Annotated in this window: 10 protein-coding genes; 1 reads left to right on the top strand and 9 read right to left on the bottom strand. The window is 72.9% G+C overall.

What is annotated here, in order from left to right:
* The first annotated feature begins 442 nt into the window (after nt 1–442).
* Entirely contained in the window at nt 443–1,012 is a 570-nt protein-coding gene (locus tag ND450_RS06240; RefSeq protein WP_253325199.1) for a carboxymuconolactone decarboxylase family protein, read from the top strand.
* A 152-nt stretch (nt 1,013–1,164) separates the two neighbouring features.
* Here the strand turns inward: ND450_RS06240 and ND450_RS06235 are convergent, their stop codons facing one another.
* The 9 genes from ND450_RS06235 to ND450_RS06195 all read right to left on the bottom strand — a co-directional run bounded on the left by ND450_RS06235 (nt 1,165) and on the right by ND450_RS06195 (nt 23,670).
* On the bottom strand, nt 1,165–1,413 hold the full coding sequence (locus ND450_RS06235; protein WP_089922640.1) for a DUF5988 family protein: 249 nt from the start codon (nt 1,411–1,413) through the stop codon (nt 1,165–1,167).
* A 163-nt stretch (nt 1,414–1,576) separates the two neighbouring features.
* On the bottom strand, nt 1,577–2,320 hold the full coding sequence (locus ND450_RS06230; RefSeq protein WP_253325198.1) for a thioesterase II family protein: 744 nt from the start codon (nt 2,318–2,320) through the stop codon (nt 1,577–1,579).
* Entirely contained in the window at nt 2,317–3,378 is a 1,062-nt protein-coding gene (locus ND450_RS06225) for an HAD family hydrolase (RefSeq protein ID WP_253325197.1), read from the bottom strand. The genes ND450_RS06230 and ND450_RS06225 overlap by 4 nt, the downstream gene beginning before the upstream one ends.
* Nucleotides 3,375–4,514: an acyl-CoA dehydrogenase family protein gene (locus tag ND450_RS06220; protein ID WP_253325196.1), complete on the bottom strand. Its 1,140-nt coding sequence runs from the start codon at nt 4,512–4,514 to the stop codon at nt 3,375–3,377. Before ND450_RS06220 ends, ND450_RS06225 begins: the two co-directional genes overlap by 4 nt.
* An 11-nt stretch (nt 4,515–4,525) precedes the next feature.
* Nucleotides 4,526–4,777: an acyl carrier protein gene (locus ND450_RS06215; protein ID WP_089922647.1), complete on the bottom strand. Its 252-nt coding sequence runs from the start codon at nt 4,775–4,777 to the stop codon at nt 4,526–4,528.
* A gap of 43 nt (nt 4,778–4,820) precedes the next feature.
* Nucleotides 4,821–5,672 (bottom strand): 3-hydroxyacyl-CoA dehydrogenase family protein, encoded by an 852-nt coding sequence (locus ND450_RS06210; RefSeq protein ID WP_253325195.1) that lies wholly within the window; start codon nt 5,670–5,672, stop codon nt 4,821–4,823.
* Between the two features lie 105 nt (nt 5,673–5,777).
* On the bottom strand, nt 5,778–8,540 hold the full coding sequence (locus ND450_RS06205; RefSeq protein WP_253325194.1) for a type I polyketide synthase: 2,763 nt from the start codon (nt 8,538–8,540) through the stop codon (nt 5,778–5,780).
* Nucleotides 8,541–8,547: 7 nt separating this feature from the next.
* Nucleotides 8,548–17,292 carry a type I polyketide synthase gene (locus ND450_RS06200; protein ID WP_253325193.1) on the bottom strand — a complete coding sequence of 2,915 codons (8,745 nt, stop codon included), beginning with the start codon at nt 17,290–17,292 and terminating at the stop codon, nt 8,548–8,550.
* Between the two features lie 30 nt (nt 17,293–17,322).
* A complete protein-coding gene (locus tag ND450_RS06195) occupies nt 17,323–23,670 on the bottom strand; it encodes a type I polyketide synthase (RefSeq protein ID WP_253325192.1) in 6,348 nt (2,115 codons plus the stop codon).
* Between the last annotated feature and the right edge of the window lie 45 nt (nt 23,671–23,715).

Below are 23,715 nucleotides of genomic sequence, written 5' to 3'. Positions count from 1 at the left end.
ACGACGCGCGGTGCCGCCCGGAGTGCAGACGTGCCGGATCCCCTCGAAACGGACAGCGTTGCGCTGTGCCGCGCCCTGCCCGTTTCGGCCGAAACCAAAGTTGCAGGTAGCCCGTTCGGGCGTGCGATGCGGTCGATTCGACCCCGCCATGGTGCGCCTTCCGGAGCAGAGCGGGCGTCACGAGCCGGGAACCGGGCGCGACTCGGGCAGGATCCGGCGAGGCCGGGGTTCCGGTTGTCACGTTTCACGGGTGTTTCATCAGAAGGTGAGCGAGAAACGGCGATCTCCGCCGCGAGAAGCCCGCACGGCCCAGGCAGTTGCGCCGCGACCACCGATCTGAATTGACCGCGGCCTCGTTTCCTGCGAGCCGCGGAACGCCGCCGGCGCTCATCGGATCGGCGTCCTCGAAACCACCCTGCCACGGAACTCGGGAGATTCGAACATGACCAGTCGTCAGGTCCAGGACGCGGAGACCGGAATCGAACCCGCGAAAGCAAGGCTCGAAGACCTGCGCAGCGCGTGCGGGTTCGTACCGGCGGCCGTCGGCCTGATGGTGGACTCCCCCGCGCTGATCAACACGTTCCTGTCCGCGTTCGGCCACTTCCAGGACGAGGGGACCTTCACCGCGGACGAGCGCCAGGTCCTGCTGCTGTCCAACGCGGTGGCGAACCGCAGCGAGTGGGCGGTCGCCTTCTACACCCTGCAGGCTCTCACCGAAGGTGTCGAGCCGTCCGTGGTGGAGGCGATCCGCCAGGGCATGCTGCCGAGGAACCACCGGCTGGCCGCGCTGTCGGCGTTCACGCAGTCGGTGATCGAGCTCCGCGGGCAGGTGGACGAGGTGGAGCTGGCGGCCTTCCAGGCGGCGGGCTTCACGAGCGAGCAGGTGCTCGAGGTGATCACCGGGGTGGCCATCTCGGCGATGACGAACTACATCGCCAACATCGCGCGTCCGCCGCTGGAGGACGCGGCGCTGCCGCACTCCTGGAACGCGCGGGAGTTGGTCGGCCTCTGAGGCCGCGCGTCCCGGGCGAGAACACGGGACGTTCAGCGGCAGGCCGGTCGTGCCCGCGTCGGTGACGGCACCTCGCGTGGTGCGCACGCCGTCACCGACGGGACCTCAGGCCGGCGCGGCCCGTGCCGCCGGGCGACGACCGGCGATCCGCTTCATTCGGCGACGCGGGTACGTCCGGTCCAGTGGAACACCAGCTCGGCGGACCCGTCGAGCGCGGAGCCGTCCCGTTCGAAGTGCTCGTGCCCGCCGTAGTGCGGGATCTTGAGCTTGCGTTCCTCGCGGTGCACCCGCTGTGCCCTGGTCTCCGCGGGCAGGTCGGCGGGGCCGCCCTGCAGCACCGCGTCGACCAGGAGGCCGACACCGCTGCCGTTCACGCTGGTGGTCTGCACGCCTTCGGTCATGGTGGATCCCTTCACTACGGGTCGTGATCGGTGTCTGGCACGTTCCTCACTGCTGCTTGCCGGAACCGGAGGCCTCGATCGGCCGGGCGACGTCGTCGGCGCACGCGACAGCGACCGAGTCCTCGGCGGAGGTGGAACTGGGGCTGGGAAACCGGCCGGCGGTTCAGCCGGCCATCCTCCGGCGGACGACCTGCATCATCTCCGCCACGCGGTCTTCCAGGTAGAAGTGGCCACCGGGATAGGTGACCAGCGCCGCATCCGTGGAGAGCTCCTGCCACGCGGCCAGTTCGACCGGGTCGGCGCGGGGGTCGTCGACCCCGCCGAACACCGTCAGGGGAATCGGCAGCGGCGGTCCGGGGACGTGCCGGTAGGTCTCGTTCACCGCCAGGTCCGCGCGGAGCAGCGGCAGGAACGACTCCAGCAGGGAGCGTTCCCGCAGCAGGATGTCCGGCAGGCCGCCGAGCGCGCGCAGTTCCTCGACGAGGTCGTCGGTGGGCAGTGCGCGCAGTTCCCTGCGCGTGTTCGGCAGTTGCGGCGCCGCCCTGCCGGACACGAACAGGTGCCGGGGCGGCGGCCCGCCCCGCTCGACGATCCGCCGGGCGACCAGGTAGGCGGTGAGGGCCCCGACGCTGTGGCCGAACAGGGCGTAGTCGCCGGTGAACTCTCGGCCCAGGCCGTCGAGCACGTCGTCGGCCAGCGCTTCCGGGTCGTGGTGCGGGACCTCCCTCCCCCGCGCCGCGCGGCCGGGGAGCTGCACCGGGCAGATCACCGGGTCGTCACCGCCGACGGCACGCCAGCCGGCGTAGACCGCGGCGCTCGCCCCCGCGTGCGGGAAGCAGAACAGCCGGGTGCCGGTGCTCGTGACCCCGTAGGGCAGCCAGGGGTGGGTGGTGCTCGCGGTGGTCATTCGACGTTCACCTCCAGGTACGCGGGAGGCGGCTGGATCTGCTCGAGGCCCGACTCCAGCACCAGGCGGTTGTCGTCGCGCTCGATCTCGCTGAAGCCCGCGAACGCGTAGGTCACGTACATGACCCGGTTCCGCCCGGTCTCGACGAAGTCGGCCCGCAACCGGGCGCCGTCCTCCTTGGCCAGCCGCATCACGTGGTTGAGCAGCACCGTCCCGACGCCGCGGGCCATGACCCGGCACGACATCAGCATCATCCGCAGGTGCCAGGCGGGCTGCCCGCGCTCCACGAGCGCGAGCCCGATCTTGCCGTAGCCGCCGTACTTGTCGGTCAGCGACGCGACCAGCAGCAGGTGGTCGGGCGAGGAGCGCAGCGCGTCGAGCTCGTCGTAGGAGTACGTGCGGCCGGTCGAGTTCAGCTGGTTGGTGCGGACGGTCAGCTCCTCCGCGCGCTGCAGGTCCTCCTGCTTGGCGCGGCTGATCGTGAACACCATGTCCAATGTGGACAGGAACGCCTCGTTGGTGCCCGTGTAGTCGAGCTCGGCCTGGTCGCGCACGGCGGCCGCGCGGTAGAGGTCGCGGCGCACGCGGGACTCGTCGGTGACGAACCTCGGCTGGAACTCCTCGGAGGCGAGCTCCTCGGCGATCCGCGCGGTGTCGACGGTCTTCACCGCGGGCAGCGCGTGCGCGACCTCCTCCAGCTCGAACGGCTGGTCGTCGACGAACGCGATCGCGTCCAGCCCGATGTTGATCTCCTTGGCGATCCGCTCGACCGACTGGGACTTGGGGTTCCAGTTGATCTGCGGGTACAGGAAGTACTCGTCGAGTCCTTCCGCCTTCAGCCGCGCCATGGCGGCGTCGTGGTCGTTGCGGCTGGCCACCGAGTGCAGGACGCCGAGGGCGTCGAGGCGCTTGATCTCCTCCACCACCTCGGGGCGCACGCGCACCGAGGCGTCCTCGAGGAGCGTGCCGTCCCACAGGGTGTTGTCCAGGTCCCACACCACGCACTTGATGCGGCCGCGCTTCGGCTTGACCGAAGCGACGACGTCCGTCTGCGTCACTGCGCCACCTCTCGATATGCCTCGGCCGCGATCGTCAGCTCCTGCACCTGGGTGCTGCCCTCGATGACCTCCATGACCTTGCTGTCCCGGTACAGCCGCGCGACCTGGTGGTCGGGGCTGAAACCGTTGGCACCGTGGATCTGCACCGCGTCGCTCGCGGCCTGCGCGGCCGCTTTCGAGGCGTGGTACTTCGCCACCCACGTCGCCATGATCGTCGCCGGGTCGCCCTCGTCGCTGAGCGCGCCCGCCCTCTGGCACAACAGCCTCGCCGCGTCGCGGGCCGTCACCATGCCGCTCATCATCTGGCGCACGTGCGGGAGGTCCCGCAGCGGAACGCCGGCGGCCGTCCTGACCGACGTGTACGCCGCGCACGCTTCGAGCGCGGCCCGGATGATGCCGAGCGAACCGCAGGCCACGCTGTAGCGGCCGAGGTTCAGGGCGTTGGTCATCACCGTGCCCGCGGCCCAGCCCGGCGGGCCGAGCAGGGCGGACGGTTCCAGGCGCACGCCGGTGAACTCGATCTCGGCGAGCATGCTCGCCGTCGTGCCCATGACGTGCGGCAGTGGAGTGACCCGCACCCCCGGCCGGTCGGCCTCGACCAGGAACGTGCTCATGCCGGTGTCCGTCGTCGCGAACACCATGAGGACGTCCGCGACCTGGCCGCCGGTGATCCACTTCTTGCGGCCGTTGAGAATCCACCCGTCCTGGTCGCGCACCGCCGTGGTGCCCTCCGCGGTGGAGTCGCTGCCGCTGTGGTCGGGTTCGGTGAGGCAGAACGCGCCGAGCTTCTCGCCGGCGGCGAACGCCCGCAGCCACTTCTCCTGCTGCGCCTGATCTCCCCAGCGGTGCACCGACGCGCTCACCATCGAGTGCACGGTCAGGAGGCTGCGCAGGGAGGAACAGCCCCGCCCGACCTCCTCGTGCACGCGGCCGAGCGCGACCATGTCCATGTCCGCGCCGCCGAACTCCGAGGGCAGGAACGGCGCCCACAGGCCGAGTTCGGCGACCCGCGACAGGACCTCCCGCGGGATCCGCTCCGCCTTCTCGAAGGCGTTGGCGTGCGGGGCGATCTCCTGGTCGACGAACCGGACGACCTCGGCGAGGCCCGCCGGCGCGCTCCGCGTCTGCGCTGTCATCGCCATCGCGGTCAGCCGACGGTCGCGGCCGACTGGCGCCGCACCAGGTCGGCCATCAGCTCCACGGAACGGAAGTTGCCCAGGTGGAGCTCCTCGTTCGGGATGCGCGTGCCGAACGCCTTCTCGATGAACATCACCAGCTCCATCGCGAACAGCGAGTTCACGAAGCCGAGCGCGAAGATGTCCTCCTCGTCGGAGAACGTCACGTCCGGGAACTTGGTCGTGATGAAGGAACGGATCTCAGTGCGGGCGTCATTCGACATTTCTGGACCTTTCTCGGCTGGAACTTCGTGAACGGGGGCGAGATCAGCCCATGCTCTGGTAGGTGTAGAAACCCTTGCCGCTCTTGCGTCCGTGCAGGCCGGCGTCGGTCATCTTCTTGAGCAGCGGGCAGGGGCGGTACTTGCTGTCGTTGAACTGCTCGTAGAGCACCTCGACGCTGTGCAGGATGGTGTCGACGCCGATGAGGTCGGCGGTCTCCAGCGGTCCCATCGGGTGGCCGAAGCAGCTGCGGAACACCTCGTCGACGGTCTTCGCGTCGGCGACGCCCTCGTGCACCAGGAAGGCCGCCTCGTTGACGGTCAGCATGAGCACGCGGTTGGACACGAACCCCGGGGCGTCGTTGACCGGGATCGACTTCTTGCCGATCGAGTCGAGCAGCGTGCGCACGACGTCCTTGGTCTGGTCACTGGTGTGGTAGCCGGGGATGAACTCGCACGCGGCCTTCATCGGCACCGGGTTCATGAAGTGCACGCCCATCACCTTGTCCGGGCGCGAGGTCAGGGCGGCGAGCTTGGTGATCGGGATCGCCGACGTGTTCGCCACGAAGACGGTGTCCGCCTTGCAGACGACGTCGAGCTGCGCGTACAGCGCGCTCTTGAGGTCCCAGTTCTCGGTGATGTTCTCGATCACCACCTCGGTCTCGGCGAGCAGCTCGAGCGAGGTGGTGGCGGTGATCAGCGCCAGCACCGCCTCGGCGTCGATCGCGGGGCCGCCGAGCATCCGGCTCATCCGGCACTCCAGCTCGATCCGGGCGAGCGCCTCGTCCAGCGCGTCCGGGTCGTTGTCCACCAGGACCACAGTGTGCCCGTGGTGGGCCAGGTCCTGTGCGACACCGGTGCCCATCACTCCGGCGCCGACAACTCCAACGTTCGTCATCGCTACTCCTCGGCTGCACTGCTCGTGGGAAAGGGAAATCGGGTCGGCCGCGGCCGGCTCCGCGCGCCGGAGGGCGCGGAGCCGGTTCGGCTGTGCGGCGTGCGGTCAGCGCGCTCGCGTGCCCCTCGGAACCTCGGTTCCGGACCCCGGGGCGGTCGGCTCGATCCAGTGGCGCTCGCGCTGGAAGGCGTACCCGGGCAGGGTCGTCTTCCTCGCTCCGCGACCGGACTGGTAGGCGCTCCAGTCGACGTCCACACCGGACAGCCAGAGCCTGCCGAGCGCGTCGGTCACCGATTCGGTGTCCTGCCGGGGATCCGCCTCACCGGGGAGCGTGGACACGAGGAGGGACCAGGACTTCTGCGGGAAGTCCGGGTGCCCGCGGAACATCGCGCCCATCGACTGCCCCGCACCGAGTTCGACGAACGCGGTGTCCGGCCGTTCCGCGGCCAGGTGGGCGATCATGGTGGCGAACTGCACCGGGCGGCACATGTGCTCGGCCCAGTAACCGGGGTCCTTCAGCTGCTTCTCGGTGATCGGCAGCCCGGTGACGTTGGACAGGTACGGCGTCTCGGGAGCGCGGGGGCTGAGGTTCAGCCGCGCCCACGCGGTGAGCTCCGCCGCCACGGGCCGCAGCGAACGCGAGTGGAACGCGTGCGTGGTCCGCAGCGACCGGGCGGGCACCCCCTCGGCGGCGAGCTTCTCGGTGAGCTGGACGACGCCCTCGGGCGCACCCGACACGACGATCATGCGGGGACCGTTGACGGCGGCGACGTCGAGGCCGAAGACCCCGAGATCACCGACCAGCGCGGTCAGCTCGCTCTCCGACAGCGGCACGGCGGCCATCGACCCGGCCGGCAGCCGCGAGATCAGCTTCGCCCTCGTGGCGACCAGGGCGGTGGCCTCCTGCAGCGTCAGAGCGCCCGCGAGCGCCGCCGTGGCGAACTCGCCGACGCTGTACCCGGCGAGGACCGAGGGCTCGACGCCCCACGCGGTCATCAGCCTGCCGAGCGCGTAGTCGACCGCGAAGACGCCGGGCTGGACGACGACCGTGTCCGCGGGCCCGCCACCGGCGGCGTCGGCCTCCGGAGCGCGACCGAGCAGGGCGGCCAGACCGCCTCCACCGGCCGTCCTGGCACCGACGAGGCGGGCGACCGGGTCGAAGCCGAGGTGCTCGCGGAACAGCGCGGCGCACTCGTCGATCGCCGCGCGGAACACCGGTTCGGAGGCGTACAGGCCGCCGGCCATGCCGTCGTACTGCTCCCCCACCCCGGCGAGCAGGAAACCCGCTCGCCGCGTGCTCACACCGGTTTCGGCGAGGACGCGGGCCGGGGAGGTCAGCGCCCGCACCGCGTCGGCGCTCGACGAGACGACGGCCATCCGCCTGTCCCCGAACGCCTTGCGGCCGCACTGCAGCGTGTAGGCGGCGTCCGCCGGGTTCGTCCACCGCGCGGCGTCCGCGGCGAGCCTCGTGGTCGCGGCATCGGCGGCCTCCGCCGTGCGAGCCGACCAGACCAGCAGCTGGTGCGGACGCGCGGGCGGGCGTTCGGCGTCCTCGGCCGGTGCCTCCTCGATGATCACGTGCACGTCCGCGCCGCCGTAGCCGTGCGCGTTGACGCCGGCCAGGCGCGGGCGTTCGCCCCGCGGCCAGTCGGTCAGCTCCGTGGGGACCTGGAGCCTGTCGCCGGCGGTGGCGAGCCGCGAGTTCGGTTCGGCGAAGTGCACGGCGGGCGGCAGCTTCTCGTGGTGCAGCGCGAGAGCCGCCTTGATCAGGCGGGCGATCCCACCGGCCTGGTTGATGTGGCCGAGGTTGCCGTCGGTCGAGCCGAGCGTGACCCGCTCGACGCCGTCGACGCCGAAGACCTCCTGCAGCGCCATGACCTCCACGGCGTCACCGAAGGGCGTGCCCATCGCGGTCACCTCGACGTGGTCGATCTCGGCGGGGTCGACGCCCGCGACGGCCATCGCCTCGGCCATCACGGCGGTCTGGCCCGGCACACCGGGCACGCCGAACCCCTGGCGGCCGTGGCGGCCCTCGTGCAGCGCCGCCCAGCCGCGGATGACCGCGTAGATCCGGTCGCCGTCGGCCTGCGCGTCCTCGAGCCTGCGCAGCACGACCACGCCGAGGCCGTCACCGGGGATCTTGCCGTTGGCGTCGGCGGCGAGGACGCGGCTGACGCCGTCCGGGGAGAACTCACCGCCCTCGTGGTAGAGGTAGCCGGGGTGCTGCGGGACGATCACCGACACCGCCCCCGCGACGACCACGTCCGACTCGCCGGCGAGCAGGCTGCCGCACCCGGCGGCGACCGCGGCGAGCGCGGTCGAGCTGCAGCTCTGCACGCTCACCGACGGACCGGTGAGGTCGAGCGCGTAGGACACCCGTGACGGCAGCAGGTCCTTCTCGTTCTGCAGGACGAGGTGGTCGGGCCCGTGGGTGAGCACGGCCTCCTCGTTCTGCAGCAGGTTGGACAGCAGGTAGGTGCTCGGCGCACCGCCCGCGAACACCCCGACCAGGCCGTCGAAGCGGCCGGGGTCGATGCCCGCGTCCTCGAGGGCGTGCCAGGAGCACTCCAGGAACAGGCGGTGCTGCGGGTCGGCCACCTCGGCGTCACGTGCGCTGAGGCCGAAGAGCTCCGCGTCGAAGCGGTCCACATCGGACAGCAGGCCCGACGCGGCGACGAACGCGGGATCGTCCACCAGCTCCTGCGGCACGCCGGACGCGAGCAGCTCGGCCGGGCTCATCCTCGTGATCCCGTCCCGCCCCGCGCACAGCTCGGCCCAGAACGTGCCGATGTCAGGAGCGCCGGGGAAGTTCCCGGCCATGCCCACGATCGCGATGTCGTGGCTCGTGTCGCGTTCTCGCGTGGTCACTGGGTCCTCACCTTCGGGTTCCGGTCTGGCGCCTGCGCAGGTTCCCGGCGCGGGCACGGCGGCGTTCGCCGCGGGCGGAGGCGTCCCCTGCCACGTCCGCGAGGTCCGGCGACGCCGCCTCCGGCTGGGCAAGCAGGGTCGCGAACTCGGCGATGGTCGGCTTCTCGAACAGCGTCGCCGGGGCCAGCTCGACGCCGAGTTCCTTGGCGATGCGGCCGATCACGACCAGGCCGATCAGCGAGGTGCCGCCGAGGTCGAAGAACTTGTCGTGCACGCCCGCCTGCTCGAGCCCGAGGCAGGCCTGCCAGATCTCGGCCACCTGCTGCTCGGCCGGCGTGCTCGGAGCGACGTAGGGGGTGCGCAGTTCCGGACGCGGGTAGCGCTTGCCGTCGGTCAGGTCGACGCCCGCGCCGCCCACCAGGGCTTCGAGGGAGTCGAGCTGGGCCAGCGCGGCCATGGCCTCGGAGACCTCGAGCGGCAGCACCGCCACGTTGGTCTCGCCCGAGGCCACGATGCGCGACAGCAGCTCGGTGCCCTCCTCGGTGGGGATGCCGAACTCCTCGCGGAACCGCTTGGAGCCGTCCTGCATCTCCGCCGAGCCCGCGAGGCCGGCCGTCGTCCACGGGTCGAGCTGCCACGGGCCCCACGCCACCGAGACGACGCGCTTGGCGACCCCGCCGGTGTTGGCCTCCACGACCGCGAAGGAGTCGAGGAACGCGTTGGCCGCCGCGTAGTCGGTGGCGCCGACGCCGACGGTCAGGCTCGCCACGGACGAGTAGAGCACCAGCAGTTCCACCGGGTCGGAGCGCAACGCCTCGGCCAGGGCGAGCGTGCCCGCCACCTTCGGCGCGAGCACCGCGGCCGCCTGCTCCTCGGTCTTGGTCTGCAACAGGCCTCCGCCCGCGACACCGGCCGCGTGCACGACGCCGTGCAGCTCGCCGAAGTGCGCGCGGACGTCCCGCACCAGCGAGGCGACCTGGTCGGGAACGCTGACGTCGGCCTGGGCGACGAACACCTCGGCGCCCAGGGCGCGCAGCTCCCGCACGGCCATCAGCACGCCGCTGGTCTTGTCGTTGACGCCCTTCTCCGCGATCCAGGCGTCCCAGGTGTCCTCGGGCGGCAGGCCCTTGCGGCCCGCCAGCGCGAGCCTGGTGCCGAGCGGGGCCAGGCGTCGTGCCAGTGCCAGGCCGAGCTCGCCCAGACCGCCGGTGATGAGGTAGACGCCGCCGGGCCGCCACGCCTGCGCGTCGTCGACCTCCGGCAGCGCGACCACCTCGAAGGCGCGGATCCAGCGGCGGCCGTGCCGCCACGCGCCCACGGCGACACCGTCCGCGGTGTCCGAAGTGGACGCCGCGAGCCCGTCGAGCTCGCGCAGCGCCTGCCGGGCGTGGTCGCCATCGGGTCCGAGGTCGGCGTACTGCGACCGGACCAGCGGGTACTCCGCGGCGATGGCGCTGGTGATGGCCGCGATGGTCGCGGCGTGCGGGTTCTTCGCGTCACCGTCGAGGACCTCGAAACCGGTGGCGGCCAGCGTGATCAGCTCGACGCGGCGGTTTGCGCACTCCGTGCCGATGGCCTTGCCGAGGCGCATGAGGTCGTAGAAGCCGCTCTCCTGACCGGTCTCGGTCAGGCCGCGGGCGTGCACGATCCGCACCGGCTCGCCGGCGGTGCCCGCCAGCAGGGCGCGGTAGGCCTCCTGGTCCAGCGGCCCGGTGGGCGCGAGGACGACGTCGTGCCCTGCTTCCGTTGCCAGCGCGGTGAACCTGTCGGCGAACTCGCCCGGTGCGGCGAGGAGCACGAGTGGTCCCGCGGTGGCGGGTGCCGGACGGCTGTTGTCCCGGCGCCAGGTGGGCACGTTGGCCTTCAGGCCGTCGTACACCGGCATTTCGGTGTTCGCCGCGCCGGTGGTGGCCGCCGGACCGGTGGGGGCGGCGAGCTCCGGCCAGTAGCGGGTGCGCTGGAAGCGGTAGGAGGGCAGCGAGACGAACACGCGGTCCGCCCCGGCGCCGCTCGCCCAGTCGACCGGCACGCCCTGCTCCCACAGCGCACCGAGCGCGGCGAGCCACGACCGGCGGTTCGGTTCCAGCGAGGTCCGGGGTCCGCCCGCGGCGTTCGGGCCCAGCTCGACGAGCACCTCCGCGTGCCGGCCCAGGATCAGCAGGCCGTCCTCGGTCCGGTCGGACCCGTCCGCCCAGTGGGCGGCGTCCGCCACCTCGGCCGCGGTCAGCACGGTTCCGGTGCGCGAGGACACGACGGTGACCGCGGGCTCGGTGGCCGTGGCCGGGACGGTCCCGTCCAGGGCCAGCGCGAGACCGTCGGCCGGGGCGAGCATGCCGCTGACGACCGCGGCGACGCACTCGCCGACCCCGGAGCCCAGCACCACGGCGGGAACGAGGTTCCACGCCTCGAGCAACCGGGTCAGGCCGTACTCGACCGCGAACACGACGGCCTGCTCGTCGGCCTCCGCCTCGCCGTGCAGCGCTCCCAGCAGGTCCGCCCGCCCGTGGAGGAGACCCGCGCACTCGTCGATCGCGGCGCTGAACGCCGGTTCGGTGCGGTACAGCTCCTCCGCGGTGCCGCGCAGGTCGCCGAGGGTCGCGGGGAGGACGAGACCGAAGCGGCGCTTGTCCTCGACCACCGCACCGGTGACGCCGGCCCGCAGCGACGCGATGGCGTCGGCGATGTCGCGTACCGGCAGAGCGGACCGCACCGGCAGCGCGCTGCGGCCGGACTGCGTGGTGTGCGCGACGTCGGCCAGTTCCAGCTCCGGGTGGGTCTCCAGGTGGTCGGCCAGCGCCGCCGCGTTCGCGCGCAGGCTGGACTCGCTGTGCCCGGACAGCGTGAGCAGCTGCCAGGACGCCCCCGCACGGGACACCGGGCCCCGCGGCGCCTGCTCCAGTACGAAGTGGACGTTCGACCCGGACCAGCCGAACGAGCTGACGCCCGCCCGCAGCACGCCGTCGGCGTCCGCGGGGAACGGCCGCACGGTCTGCACGGGCCGGACGGGCCCGTCCAGGGTGACGACCGAGTTGGGGTTCGTCATGTTCAGGTTGGCCGGGATCCGGCCGTGTTCCAGGGCGAGCACGGTCTTGACCAGACCGGCCATGCCGGCGGCGGCCAGCGTGTGGCCGACGTTGGACTTGACCGCGCCGACGTACAGCGGTTCCGGCGCGGAACGCTCGCCGAAGACCTCCTGCAGGGCGGTGAACTCGATGGCGTCGCCGAGCTGCGTGCCGGAGCCGTGCGCCTCGACGTAGCCGATGTCGTCCGTCCGCACGCCAGCATCGGCGTGGGCGGCGCGGATGACCGCGATCTGCGCGGCCCGGTTGGGCGCGGTGAGGCCGTTGCTGCGACCGTCCTGGTTGGTCGCCGTGCCGCGGATCAGCGCGCGGACGCGCTGCCCCGGTGCGACGTCCTGGACGCGGCGCAGGACGACCACGCCGCCGCCCTCACCGATGACGTAGCCGTCGGCGGACTCGTCGAAGGTCTTCGTGCGGCCGTCGGCGGCGAGCATGCTCATCTTGCAGGACTGGACGAACACCTCCGGGTTGATCATCGTGGAGGACGCGCCGACGATCGCGATGTCGCACTCGCCGCGGCGCAGGCTCTGCACGGCCAGGTGCATGGCGCTGAGCGCGGAGGAGCACGCGGTGTCGATGGTGATGCACGGGCCGCGCAGGTCGAGCTGGTGCGCGATCCGGCCGGCGGCCGCGGACAGCGAGCTGCCCAGGCCGAAGTACGGGTCGTCCCCGGCCTCGGCGCCGTCGACCTCCAGCTGCCGCATGCTGTACTGGATGGTGTCGATCAGGCCGGCGAACACGCCGGTGCGGCTGCCGCGCAGTTCCTCCGCCGTCAGCGAGGAGTCCTCGAGCGCCTCCCAGACCAGTTCCATCAGCAGCCGGAAGCTGGGGTCGGTGCGGCGCGCCTCCTGCGGCGAGAGCCCGAAGAACGCGGCGTCCCAGCCAGCGATGTCGGTGACGAAGGCACCGTGCTGCGTGTAGGCCTTGCCCGGCGCGGTGCGGTCGAGGTCGAGGTAGTCGGCGGCGATCCACCGGTTCTCCGGCGCGAGGCTGACGAGATCCTTGCCCTGCAGCAGGTTCTGCCAGTACTCGTCGATCGTGTCGCTGCCGCCCGCGAAGCGGCAGGACATGCCGGTCACGGCGATCTCCTGGCCCTGCGGGGTGTTCGCGCGCACGACGGCCTTCGCCGTCGAGGGCCGCTCCTGCGGGCCGAGTTCGGCGAGCAGGTGCGCCACGAGGGCGGCCGGGCTCGGGTGGTCGAAGACGACGGTGGGCGGCAGCGCGAGGCCGGTCTCGGCGTTGAGGCGCCCGCGCAGCTCGACCGCGGTGAGCGAGTCGATGCCCAGCTTGGTGAACAGCTGCTGGGCGCTGACCTCGTCCTCGTGGCCCAGCACGGCGGAGGTGTGGGAGACCACGAGGTGCTGCAGCACGCGTTCGCGCTCGGCCTGGGGCATGCCCGCGAGCCGCGTCCGCCACGCGGTGGTGACCTCGGCGCCCTCCTCGGCGCGCCGCGCGTCGGCCTCGGCGATCGCCAGGACCTCGGGCAGGTCGGCGAGCAGGGGGCTCGGGCGCAGTGCCGCGAACGGGGGCGCGAACTTCGCCCACTCGAACGCCGCCACCGTGAGCGAGACCTCCTCGCGGCCGAGCGCACGCCGCAGCGCGGCCACGCCCAGCTCCGGTGCCATGGTCGGCACGCCGAGGTCGCCGAGCAGCTCGTCGGCCTGTCCCGTGACGCCCATGCCGACCTCGCCCCAGCGGCCCCAGGCGACCGAGGTGGCGGGCAGGCCGCGGAACCGGCGCTGCTGGGCGACGGCCTCCAGGTGAGCGTTCGCGGCGCCGTACACGCTCTGCGCGGGGTTGCCGACGGAGGCGGCGATCGACGAGAACAGCACGAAGGCGTCCAGGTCGAGCCCGTCGGTGAGCTCTTCGAGGTTCCGGGTTCCGGCGACCTTGGGACGCAGCGCGCCGGTGTAGGACGCCCGGTCGACCGTCTCGATCTGCCCGATCTCGAGGACTCCGGCGAGGTGGAACACGGCGCGCAGGTCGTCGCGGACCGCGTCGACGACCTCCGCGAACGCGGCGCGGTCGGCGACGTCGCAGGCGGCGATGGTGACCTTGGCGCCGAGCTCCTCGCGCAGGGACCGCGCGCCAGGGGCGTTCTCACCGGAGCGGGAGACGAGGACCACGTGGTCCGCGCCCGCCTCGACGAGCCAGCGGGCGACGACCCCGCCGAGGCCGCCGGTGCCGCCGGTCACGAGAACGGTGCCGCGCGGCTTCCAGGGGCGCACCGGCTCGGCGTTGCCCGCGTGGGTGAGGCGACGGCCGAACGCGCCCGCCGCGCGGATCGCGACCTGGTCCTCGCCGCGAGGTCCCGTGACCACGGCGCCGAGCAGCGCGCTGACGCGGTCGGACGGCTCGGCCGGGACGTCGACCAGTCCACCCCACAGGCGAGGGTGTTCCAGCGCGGCGGCCCTGCCGAAGCCCCAGAGCTGGGACTGGACCGCGGAGGCGGGCGCCTCGTGCGGGCCGGTGGCCACGGCCTGCCGGGTCAGCGTCCACAGCGGAGCGGTGACCTCGCGGGCCGCGAGCTCCTGCACCAGCGACAGGGTCGCTTCGGCGCCGAAGGACAGCCCGTCGTCCTCGTGCTCGTCCAGTGCGACAAGGGAAAGCACACCGTCGAAAGCCTGGACACCGTCCAACGCGGTGGCCACGGAGGCCCGGTCGGGTGCGGTGAGCACCACGCGTTCGACGTCGGCTCCGCGCAGTGCCGCCGCGGCGGCCTCGGTCCAGTCGGAGGACCGCGGTGAGGACACCAGCAGCCACCGCCCGGACGCCACCGCGTTCTTCGGCGTGAACGGCTTCCAGTCCACGCGGTACCCCAGAGCGTCCACTTCGGACTCGCTCGCGCGGGAGGCGTGCCAGCGCGCCAGGGCCGGGAGGACGTCGCCGAGGGGGACCTGCGCGTGCGGCAGCTCCAGCTCGGCGGCCAGCTCCTCGGCGTCACCGCCCGCCACGACCGACCAGAACCGGGCGTCCTCGCCACCGGTGCCGGCCGTGCCGTCGGCGGCGTCCTCCAGCCAGTAGTGCTTGCGCTGGAACGGGTACGTGGGCAGGGAGACGGTGCGGGCACCGGTGCCGCCGAGGTAGGCGGCCCAGTCGACGCTGACGCCGTGGACGTGCAACGAGGCGAGCGCGCGGACGAGCACCTCGACCGGGTCGCGGTCCTTGCGCTGGGCGGCGACGAACACGGGGCCGTCCCCGAGCGCGGCGCCGCCCAGGGCGGTCAGCGGGGCGTCCGGTCCCAGTTCGAGGAACGCGGTCGCGCCGCGCTGGTGCAGGGTGTCGAGGGCGTCGGCGAACCGGACCGCCTCGCGGGCGTGCTCGACCCAGTAGCCGGGGTCGGTCAGCCGGTCGGCGAGCCGCCCGGTGAGCGTGGAGACGACCGGGATGGCGGGCTCGGCGTAGGTGATCGCGCGGGCGATCTCCGCGAACTCCGCCAGCATCGGGTCCATGAGGCTGGAGTGGAAGGCGTGCGAGACCTTCAGCCGCGTGGTGCGGCGGTCGGCGAACCGCTCGGCCACCGCGAGAACGGCCTTCTCGGTGCCCGACAGGACCACCGCACGAGGGCCGTTGACCGCGGCCAGGCACACGTCGTCGCCGAGGTGGGGACGGACCTCGTCCTCGGTCGCCTCGACGGCCACCATCGCGCCACCGGCCGGCAGCGCCTGCATCAGCCTGCCGCGGGCCAGCACCAGCCGAGCCGCGTCCTGCAGGGACAGCACACCGGCGACGTGGGCGGCGGCGAACTCGCCGATCGAGTGGCCTGCGAGGAGGTCGGGGACAACGCCCCAGGAGGTGATCAGGCGGAACAGCGCCACCTCGAAGGCGAACAGCGCGGGCTGGGCGAACTCGGTGCGGTTCAGCCGCTCGGCGTCGTCACCGAACACGACGTCGCGCACACCCGGCAGGTGCTCGCAGGCCTCGTCGAACGCGGTGGCGAAGACGGGGAAGGCCCCGTGCAGCTCGCGGCCCATGCCGAGGCGCTGCGAACCCTGGCCGCTGAACAGCACGGCCAGCTTCCCGGTGGTGGCGAACCCCGTGATCGTCCCGGCGCCGCCGTCGGCCACCGCGCGCAGTCCGGCGGCCAGCTCATCGGGGCCGGCGCCGACGACGACCGCGCGGTGGTCCATCGCCGCACGGGTGGTGGCCAGGGACAGGGCGACGTCCACGGGTTCGTGGTCGATCCCGGTCAGCAGCGCGGCGGCCTGTGCGCGGACGGCGGCCGGAGACGCTCCCGACAGGACGTAGGGCACCGCGGCCGGGGCCTGGACCTCCCGCGGCGGCAACGGCTCTTCCGGCGCCTGCTCCAGGATGACGTGGGCGTTGGTGCCGCTGATGCCGAACGACGAGACGCCCGCGCGGCGCGGCCTGTCCGTCTCCGGCCACGGACGCTGCTCGGCGAGCAGCGAGACGGCTCCGGCCTCCCAGTCGACGTGGTCGGACGGCCGGTCGACGTGCAGGCTCGCCGGCAGGACGCCGTGCCTCATCGCCTCGACCATCTTGATCACGCCGGCGACGCCCGCGGCGCACTGCGTGTGCCCGATGTTGGACTTGACCGACCCGATCCACAGCGGCTCGGTGCGGTTCTGGCCGTAGGTGGCCAGCAGGGCCTGCGCCTCGATCGGGTCGCCGAGCTTGGTGCCGGTGCCGTGCGCCTCGACCGCGTCCACGTCCGAAGTGGACAGTCGCGCGGCGGCCAGCGCCTGGCGGATCACCCGTTGCTGTGACGGGCCGTTCGGGGCGGTCAGGCCGTGGGACGCGCCGTCGGAGTTGACCGCGCTGCCGCGGATCACCGCGAGCACCGGGTGGCCGTGGCGGCGGGCGTCGGACAACCGCTCCAGCACCAGCACGCCGACGCCCTCGGCCCAGTTCGTGCCGTCGGCGCCGTCGGCGAACGGCTTGCAGCGGCCGTTCGCGGCGAGCCCGCGCTGGCGGGAGAACTCGACGAACGGGCCGGGGCCCGACATGACCGTCACGCCACCGGCCAGGGCGAGGGTGGACTCCCCCGTCCGCAGCGAGTGGGCCGCCAGGTGCATCGCCACCAGCGAGGACGAGCAGGCCGTGTCGATCGAGACCGACGGCCCCTGCAGGCCCAGCGCGTAGGAGATCCGGCCGGACACCACGCTGCCCAGGGTTCCGGTGGCGAGGTAGCCCTCGTACTCGTCCGGCACCGCGTTCAGCCGCGAGGCGTAGTCGGTGTACGTGACGCCCGCGAAGACACCGGTCGCGCTGCCCACGAGCGAGGTCGGGTCGATGCCGGCGCTCTCGACGGCCTCCCACGCGGTCTCCAGCAGGAGCCGCTGCTGCGGGTCGGTCGCCTCGGCCTCGCGCGGCGAGATGCCGAACAGCTCGGCGTCGAACTCCCCCGCGTCGTGCAGGAACCCGCCCTCGCGGACGTAGCTCGTGCCCGGCCGGTCCGGGTCCGGGTCGTAGAGGCCCTCGAGGTCCCAGCCGCGGTTGGTGGGGAACGGCGAGACGGCGTCTCCCCCGCTGCTGACGAGGTCCCACAGCTGTTGCGGGGAGCGGATCTCGCCGGGGTAGCGGCAGCTCATCGCGACGATCGCGATCGGCTCGGCGTGGCGTTCCTCGGACTCCCGCAGCAGCCGACGGCTTTCCCGCAGGTCAGTCGCCATTCGCTTGAGGTAGTCGACGTACTGCTCTTCGGTGGGCATCGGTCATGGCTCCTATGACGGCCGGGCTGGTCAGCGCGTGCCGAACTCGTGGTCGATCAGCGCGAGGATGGTGTCCGGGGTCGCGATGTCGAGATCGGTTCCCGTCGTGTCCGAGCGCTTGGCCGTCCAGTCGGACAGCAGGCGCTGCAGACGCCGGTCGACCTCGGTGTCGTCCGGATCGGTGCTGGCGAGCATCGCCTCCAGCCGGTTGATCTGCTCGATCAGCGCGGTGCCGGAGGGTTCGGCGTCACCGGCCAGTTCGGTGTGCAGGAACGCGGCCAGCGCGGCCGGGCTCGGGTAGTCGAAGACGAGCGTGGAGGGCAGCCGCACACCGGTGGCGGCGCTCAGGCGGTTGCGGAACTCGACCGACGTCAGCGAGTCGAAGCCGAGGTCGCTGAAACCGCGGGCGGGGTCGACGCTGTCGGCGCCCGTCCTGCCGAGCACCAGCGCGGCCTCCCGCCGGACCAGGTCGAGCAGGAACTCACCCCGCTGGGCCGCGGTCATCCCGGCGATCCTGCGGAGCAGTTCGCCGTCCTGCTGCGCGGTCGCCGCCCTGGCCCTGGCGCGGCCGGGGACGCCGACCAGCCCGCGCAGCAACGGCGACATCGACGTCTCCGAGGCGTGGGCGCGGACGGTGGCGCGGTCGACCTTCAGCGCGAGCAGGACCGGGTGCTCCGTGCCGACGGCGACGTCGAACATCTCCATGCCCTCGGCGGACGTGATGGGCGGGAAACCGCTGCGGCGCAGGCGTTCCTCGCCCTCCTCACCGAGCCGGCCGCCCATGCCTCCCGACCACAGGCCCCACGCGATCGAGTGGGCGGCCAGGCCTTCGGCGCGCCGGCGGGCCGCCAGCGCGTCGAGGAAGCTGTTGGCCGCGGCGTAGTTGGCCTGTCCCGCGTTGCCGAGCACGCCGGCGGCCGAGGAGAACAGGACGAACCAGCGCAGCGGCAGGTGCCGGGTCAGCTCGTGCAGGTGCCAGGCGGCGGCGACCTTGGGGCCGAAGACGCGGTCCACCCGCTGCGGGGTCAGCGCGTCGACGAGACCGTCGTCCAGAACGCCCGCCGCGTGCACGACACCGGTCAGCGGGTGCTCCGCCGGGACGGTGGCGAGCAGGTCCGCCACGGCGTCTCGGGAGGCGGCGTCGCAGGCGACGACCGTGACGTCGGCGCCCAGGCCCGTCAGGTCCGCGACCAGCTCGGCCGCACCCGGTGCGTCCGGGCCTCGCCTGCTGGTCAGCAGCAGGTGTCGGACGCCGTGCTCGGTCACCAGGTGCCGGGCGAGCGCCCCGCCGAGGTCGCCGGTGCCACCGGTGATCAGCACGGTGCCGTCCGGCTCGGGACCGGCGGGGATCGTCAGCACCAGCTTGCCGATGTGCTTTGCCTGGCTGAAGAAGCGGAACGCCTCGGGGGCGCGCCGCACGTCCCAGACGCGGGTCGGCAGAGGGGTGAGGACACCGCTGTCGAACAGCGCGACGACCTCGGCCCACATCCGGGAGACGAGCTCCAGCTCGGCCTCGACCAGGTCGAAGGGCTGGTAGACGACTCCCTCGTGACGCGCGGCGACCTCCCGCGGGTCGCGCAGGCCCGCCTTGCCCATCTCCATGAACCGGCCGCCGCGCGGGAGCAGCCGCAGCGAGGCGTCGACGAAGTCGCCGGTCAGCGCATCCAGCACGACGTCGACGCCACGACCGCCGGTGGTGGCCGTGAAGTGCTGCTCGAAGTCGAGCGTGCGGGAGTCGGCGATGTGGTCGTCGTCGAGCCCCGCGTCCCGCAGGACGTGCTGCTTGCCGGTGCTCGCGGTGGCGTAGACCTCCGCGCCGAGGTGCTTCGCGATCTGCAGGGCGGCCATGCCGACGCCTCCGGCACCGGCGTGGACCAGCACCGACTCGCCCGCGCGGAGCCCGGCCAGTTCCTTGAGCCCGTAGTAGGCGGTCAGGAACACGAGCGGGACCGAGGCCGCGGTCTCGAACGACCAGCCGTCGGGAATCCGCGTCACGTAGGCGCGGGGCGCGGTGGCGATCGTGCCCAGGCCGCCGTCCGTCACGCCCATCACGGCCTCGCCGACGGCCAGGTCCGTCACCCCGGACCCGACCTCGAGCACCACGCCCGCCACCTCCTTGCCGAGGTGGCCGGGCTCGCCCTCGAACATGCCGAGCACGTTCAGCACGTCGCGGAAGTTGAGGCCCGCCGCCGCGACGGCGATCCGGACGTCGTGCGGTGCCAGCGGTTCCAGCACCTGCGGGTACGGCTCCAGGCGCAGGTTGTCCAGCGTGCCGCGACCGGTCATGCCCAGTCCCCAGGCCGCCGCGGCCGGCGGGACGAGCTCGTCGGTGCCCGGCAGCGAGGCCAGGTGCGGCACGGCGAACCCACCGTCGCGGGAGAGCAGCTGCGGCTCCCCGGTCGCCAGGGCCGCCCCGAGCTCCGCGGAGGTCGGTGCGTCGGCGTCGGTGTCGATCAGCACGTACCGGCCTGGGTGCTCGGACTGGGCCGAGCGCACGAGGCCCCAGACGGCGGCGGCCGCCGGGTCGATCCGGTCCGTGCCGGCCGCGTCCCGGGTCAGCACGACCAGCGTGGTGCCGTCCAGGCGCTCGTCGGTGCCCCACCGCTGGAGCACGGAGAGGACCCGGTTGGTCTCCGCCAGTGCGGTGCCCGCCACGTCCTCGGCCTGGGTGCGCACCGGGAGCACGACGACCGGCGGGGGCGGGACGTCGTCGTCCAGGTCGTCGAGGAAGGCCCACTCGACTTCGTTCCCACCAGAATTGGTAAGCGCTTTCCACTCGATGCGGTACAGGGAGTCCGGGCCCTCGGGTTCGGCCGTCCTGAACTGGTCCGCGCTGATCTGGCGCAGCAGCAGCGCGCCGATGGTGGCCACCGGAGCGCCGACGCCGTCCGCGACCCGGAGCGTGACGGCGTCCGACTGGCCGGGGGTGAGCCGCAACCGCAGCGTGGTGGCGCCGACCGCGTGCAGGGCGACGTCCTGCCACAGGTAGGGGATCCGGGGACCGGAGTCCTCGTCGGCGGTGAGACCGATGGCGTGCAGGCAGGAGTCGAGCAGTGCCGGGTGCAGGCCGAACGCCTCCGCGTCCTTCTGCGCGTCGCCCTCCTCGGGCAGGCGCAGTTCGGCGTAGACCTCGTCGCCGAGGCGCCAGGCCGCTCGCAGGCCGCGGAACACCGTCCCGTACTCCAGGCCGTTGCGGGCGAAGGCTTCGTAGACGTCACCGAGGTCGACCGCTTCGGCACCGCGCGGGGGCCACTCGGCGAGGTCGAAGTCGGGTGCCGCGGCCGCGGGGGTCAACGTGCCGGAGGCGTGCTGGGTCCAGGCGCCCTCGCCGGTGCGGGAGTGCAGGGACACCGGCCGGCGGCCCGCCTCGTCCGGAGCGGCCAGCACGACCTGGAGGTCGCGCGGACCGTCCAGGAACACCGGTTCGAACAGGGTGAGCTCTTCCAGGTGCGGGCATCCGGCCTCGTCGCCCGCGCGCAGCGCCAGTTCGACCAGGGCCGTGCCCGGCAGGAGCGCGGTGCCCGCGACGACGTGGTCCGCGAGCCACGGGTGCGTCGACAGCGAGACCTTGCCGGTGAGGACGAGCCCGGAGTCGTCGGCCAGTGCCACCGAGGCACCGAGCAGCGGGTGGCGGGCGTCGGTCAGGCCCAGCCCGGCCGGGTCTCCCGCGCCGCCGGCGGACTGCAGCCAGTAGCTGTCGTGCTGGAACGCGTAGGTGGGCAGCTCCGCCGCACGGGCTCCGGTGCCCTCGTAGAACCTTCGCCAGTCCACGCGGCCGCCGCGCACGTGCAGTGCGGCGAGGGCGGTCGTCGCGGTCACCGGTTCCGGACGGCCGGCGCGCAGCATCGGCACGGCGAGCACGTCCTCGTCGGGCAGGACGCGCGCGACCAGGGCGGTCAGCACCGAGTCGGGTCCCAGCTCGACGAACCGCGAGACCCCTTCGGAGCGCAGCCAGGTGATGGCGTCGGAGAACCGGACGGCCTGGCGGACGTGCCGCGGCCAGTAGCCCGGCGCGGTGACCTCGTCGGTGCCGGCCAGTTTGCCGGACACGTTCGACACCACCGGAATGGTCGCGGCGGAGTAGGAGACGCTCTCCGCGACCGCGGCGAACTCGGCGAGCATGCCGTCCATCCGCGCCGAGTGGCACGCGTGCGTCATGCGCAGCCGCTTGGTCTTGCGGCCCCGCGCGGCGAACGACTCCGCCACCACGAGGACCGCGTCCTCGTCACCGGACAGCACCACGGCGTCGGGGCCGTTGACGGCACCGATCTCGACGCCGCGGGTGAGCACGGCGCGCACCTCGTCCTCGGCGGCCTGGACGCTGACCATCGCGCCGCCGGCGGGCAGCGACTCCATGAGCCTGCCGCGCGCGGCGACCATCTTCGCGGCGTCCGCCAGCGTCCAGACACCGGCCACGTGCGCGGCGGTGAGCTCACCGATGGAGTGGCCGCCGACGAAGTCCGGACGGGCGCCCCAGGACTCCAGCAGCCGGTACAGCGCCACCTCGACGGCGAACAGCGCCGGCTGCAGGTAGGTCATCCGGTCCAGGAGGTCCTGGTCGTCGCCGAACACCACGCCGGCGAGCGGCCGGTCGAGGTGCTCGTCGAGTGCCGCCGCCACCGCGTCGAACGCCGCGGCGTAGGCGGGAAAGGCCTGATACAGCTCGCGGCCCATGCCGCAGCGCTGGCTGCTCTGCCCGGTGAACAGGAACGCCGTGCGCCCGATCAGCGGGGTGCCCTCGACCACGGCGGGCGAGGGCGTGCCCTGCGCCAGCGCGGTGAGCCCGGCGACGAGGTCGTCGCGGGTCGAGCCGACGACCGCGGCACGCCGGTCGAGCGCGGCCCGGCCGGTCGCCAGGGAGTAGGAGAAGTCGAGCGGAGCGATCCCGTCCACCGCGTCGAGGGCGCGGGAGGCCTGTGCCCGCAGGGCGTTCCCGGTCTTGGCCGAGAGCACCCACGGCAGCACCGCGGGAGACGTCCGTTCGACGTCCTCCTGCTCCTCCACGACCTGTTCGAGGATGACGTGGGCGTTGGTGCCGCTCAGGCCGAACGACGACACCGCGCCGCGGCGGGGCCGGTCGACGGCGGGCCAGGGGCGCTGCTCGGTGAGCAGTTCCACCGCGCCCGCCGACCAGTCGACGTGGGGCGACGGCTCGTCGACGTGGAGCGTGCGCGGCAGCACGCCGTGCCTCATGGCCTCGACGACCTTGATGATCCCGGCGACGCCCGCGGCCGCCTGGGAGTGACCGATGTTGGACTTGATGGAACCCAGGTACAGCGGCTCGTCGCGGTCCTGGCCGTAGGTCGCGAGCACCGCCTGCGCCTCGATCGGGTCGCCGAGACGGGTGCCCGTGCCGTGCGCCTCCACGAAGTCGACGTCCGAAGTGGACAGACGGGCGTTCGCCAGCGCCTGGCGGATCACCCGTTGCTGGGACGGGCCGCTGGGAGCGGTCAGGCCGTTGGAGGCCCCGTCCTGGTTGACCGCCGAACCGCGGACGACCGCCAGGACGCGGTGCCCGTTGCGGCGGGCGTCCGACAGCTTCTCCAGCAGGAGCACACCGGCACCCTCGGCCCACCCGGTGCCGTCGGCCGCGGCGGCGAAGGCCTTGCACCGCCCGTCGACGGCCAGCCCGCGCTGGCGGGAGAACTCGACGAACGTCTCCGGCGTGGACATAACGGTGACGCCGCCGACCAGGGCGAGCGAGCACTCACCGGTGCGCAGGGCGTGCCCGGCCAGGTGTAGAGCGACCAAAGAGGACGAGCACGCGGTGTCGATGGTGACCGCGGGCCCTTCCAGGCCGAAGGTGTAGGAGACCCGGCCGGACAGCACGCTGTTGGACGAGCCCGTGCCCACGAAGCCTTCGACGTCCTCGGACACCGACGTCAGCCCGGACACGTACTCCGTGCGCATCGCGCCGGCGAACACACCGGTGGCACTCCCCCGCAGCGAGGCGGGGGTGATCCCGGCCCGCTCCAGCGCCTCCCACGTGACCTCCAGCAGCAAGCGCTGCTGCGGGTCCATGGCCAGCGCCTCGCGGGGCGAGATCCCGAACAGCTCCGCGTCGAACCTGTCGGCGTCGTGCAGGAACCCGCCCGCGGTGGTGTAGGTGGTGCCGCGGTGGTCGGGGTCGGGGTGGTAGAGCGAGGCGGCGTCCCAGCCCCGGTTGTCCGGGAAGGTGGTCACGCCGTCCTCGCCCTGCTCCACCAGTCGCCAGAGGTCCTCCGGCGAGTTCACCCCGCCGGGGTACCGGCAGGCCATCCCGATGACGGCCAGCGGCTCGGACGCGCTCTCCTGCACCGCGTCCAGGCGGCGCCTGGTGTCGCGGAGCTCGGTCGTCAACCGCTTCAAGTAGTCGAGCGTCCGGTCGTCGCTGGTCATGCCGATTCCTCCTCGTGGCAGCGTCCAGTGCGGACGCTGCCACCA

This window comes from Lentzea sp. HUAS12 (assembly GCF_024125735.1).
GTDB classification, from domain to species: Bacteria; Actinomycetota; Actinomycetes; order Mycobacteriales; family Pseudonocardiaceae; genus Lentzea; species Lentzea albida.
This window is presented reverse-complemented; position numbering and strand designations above follow the sequence as displayed.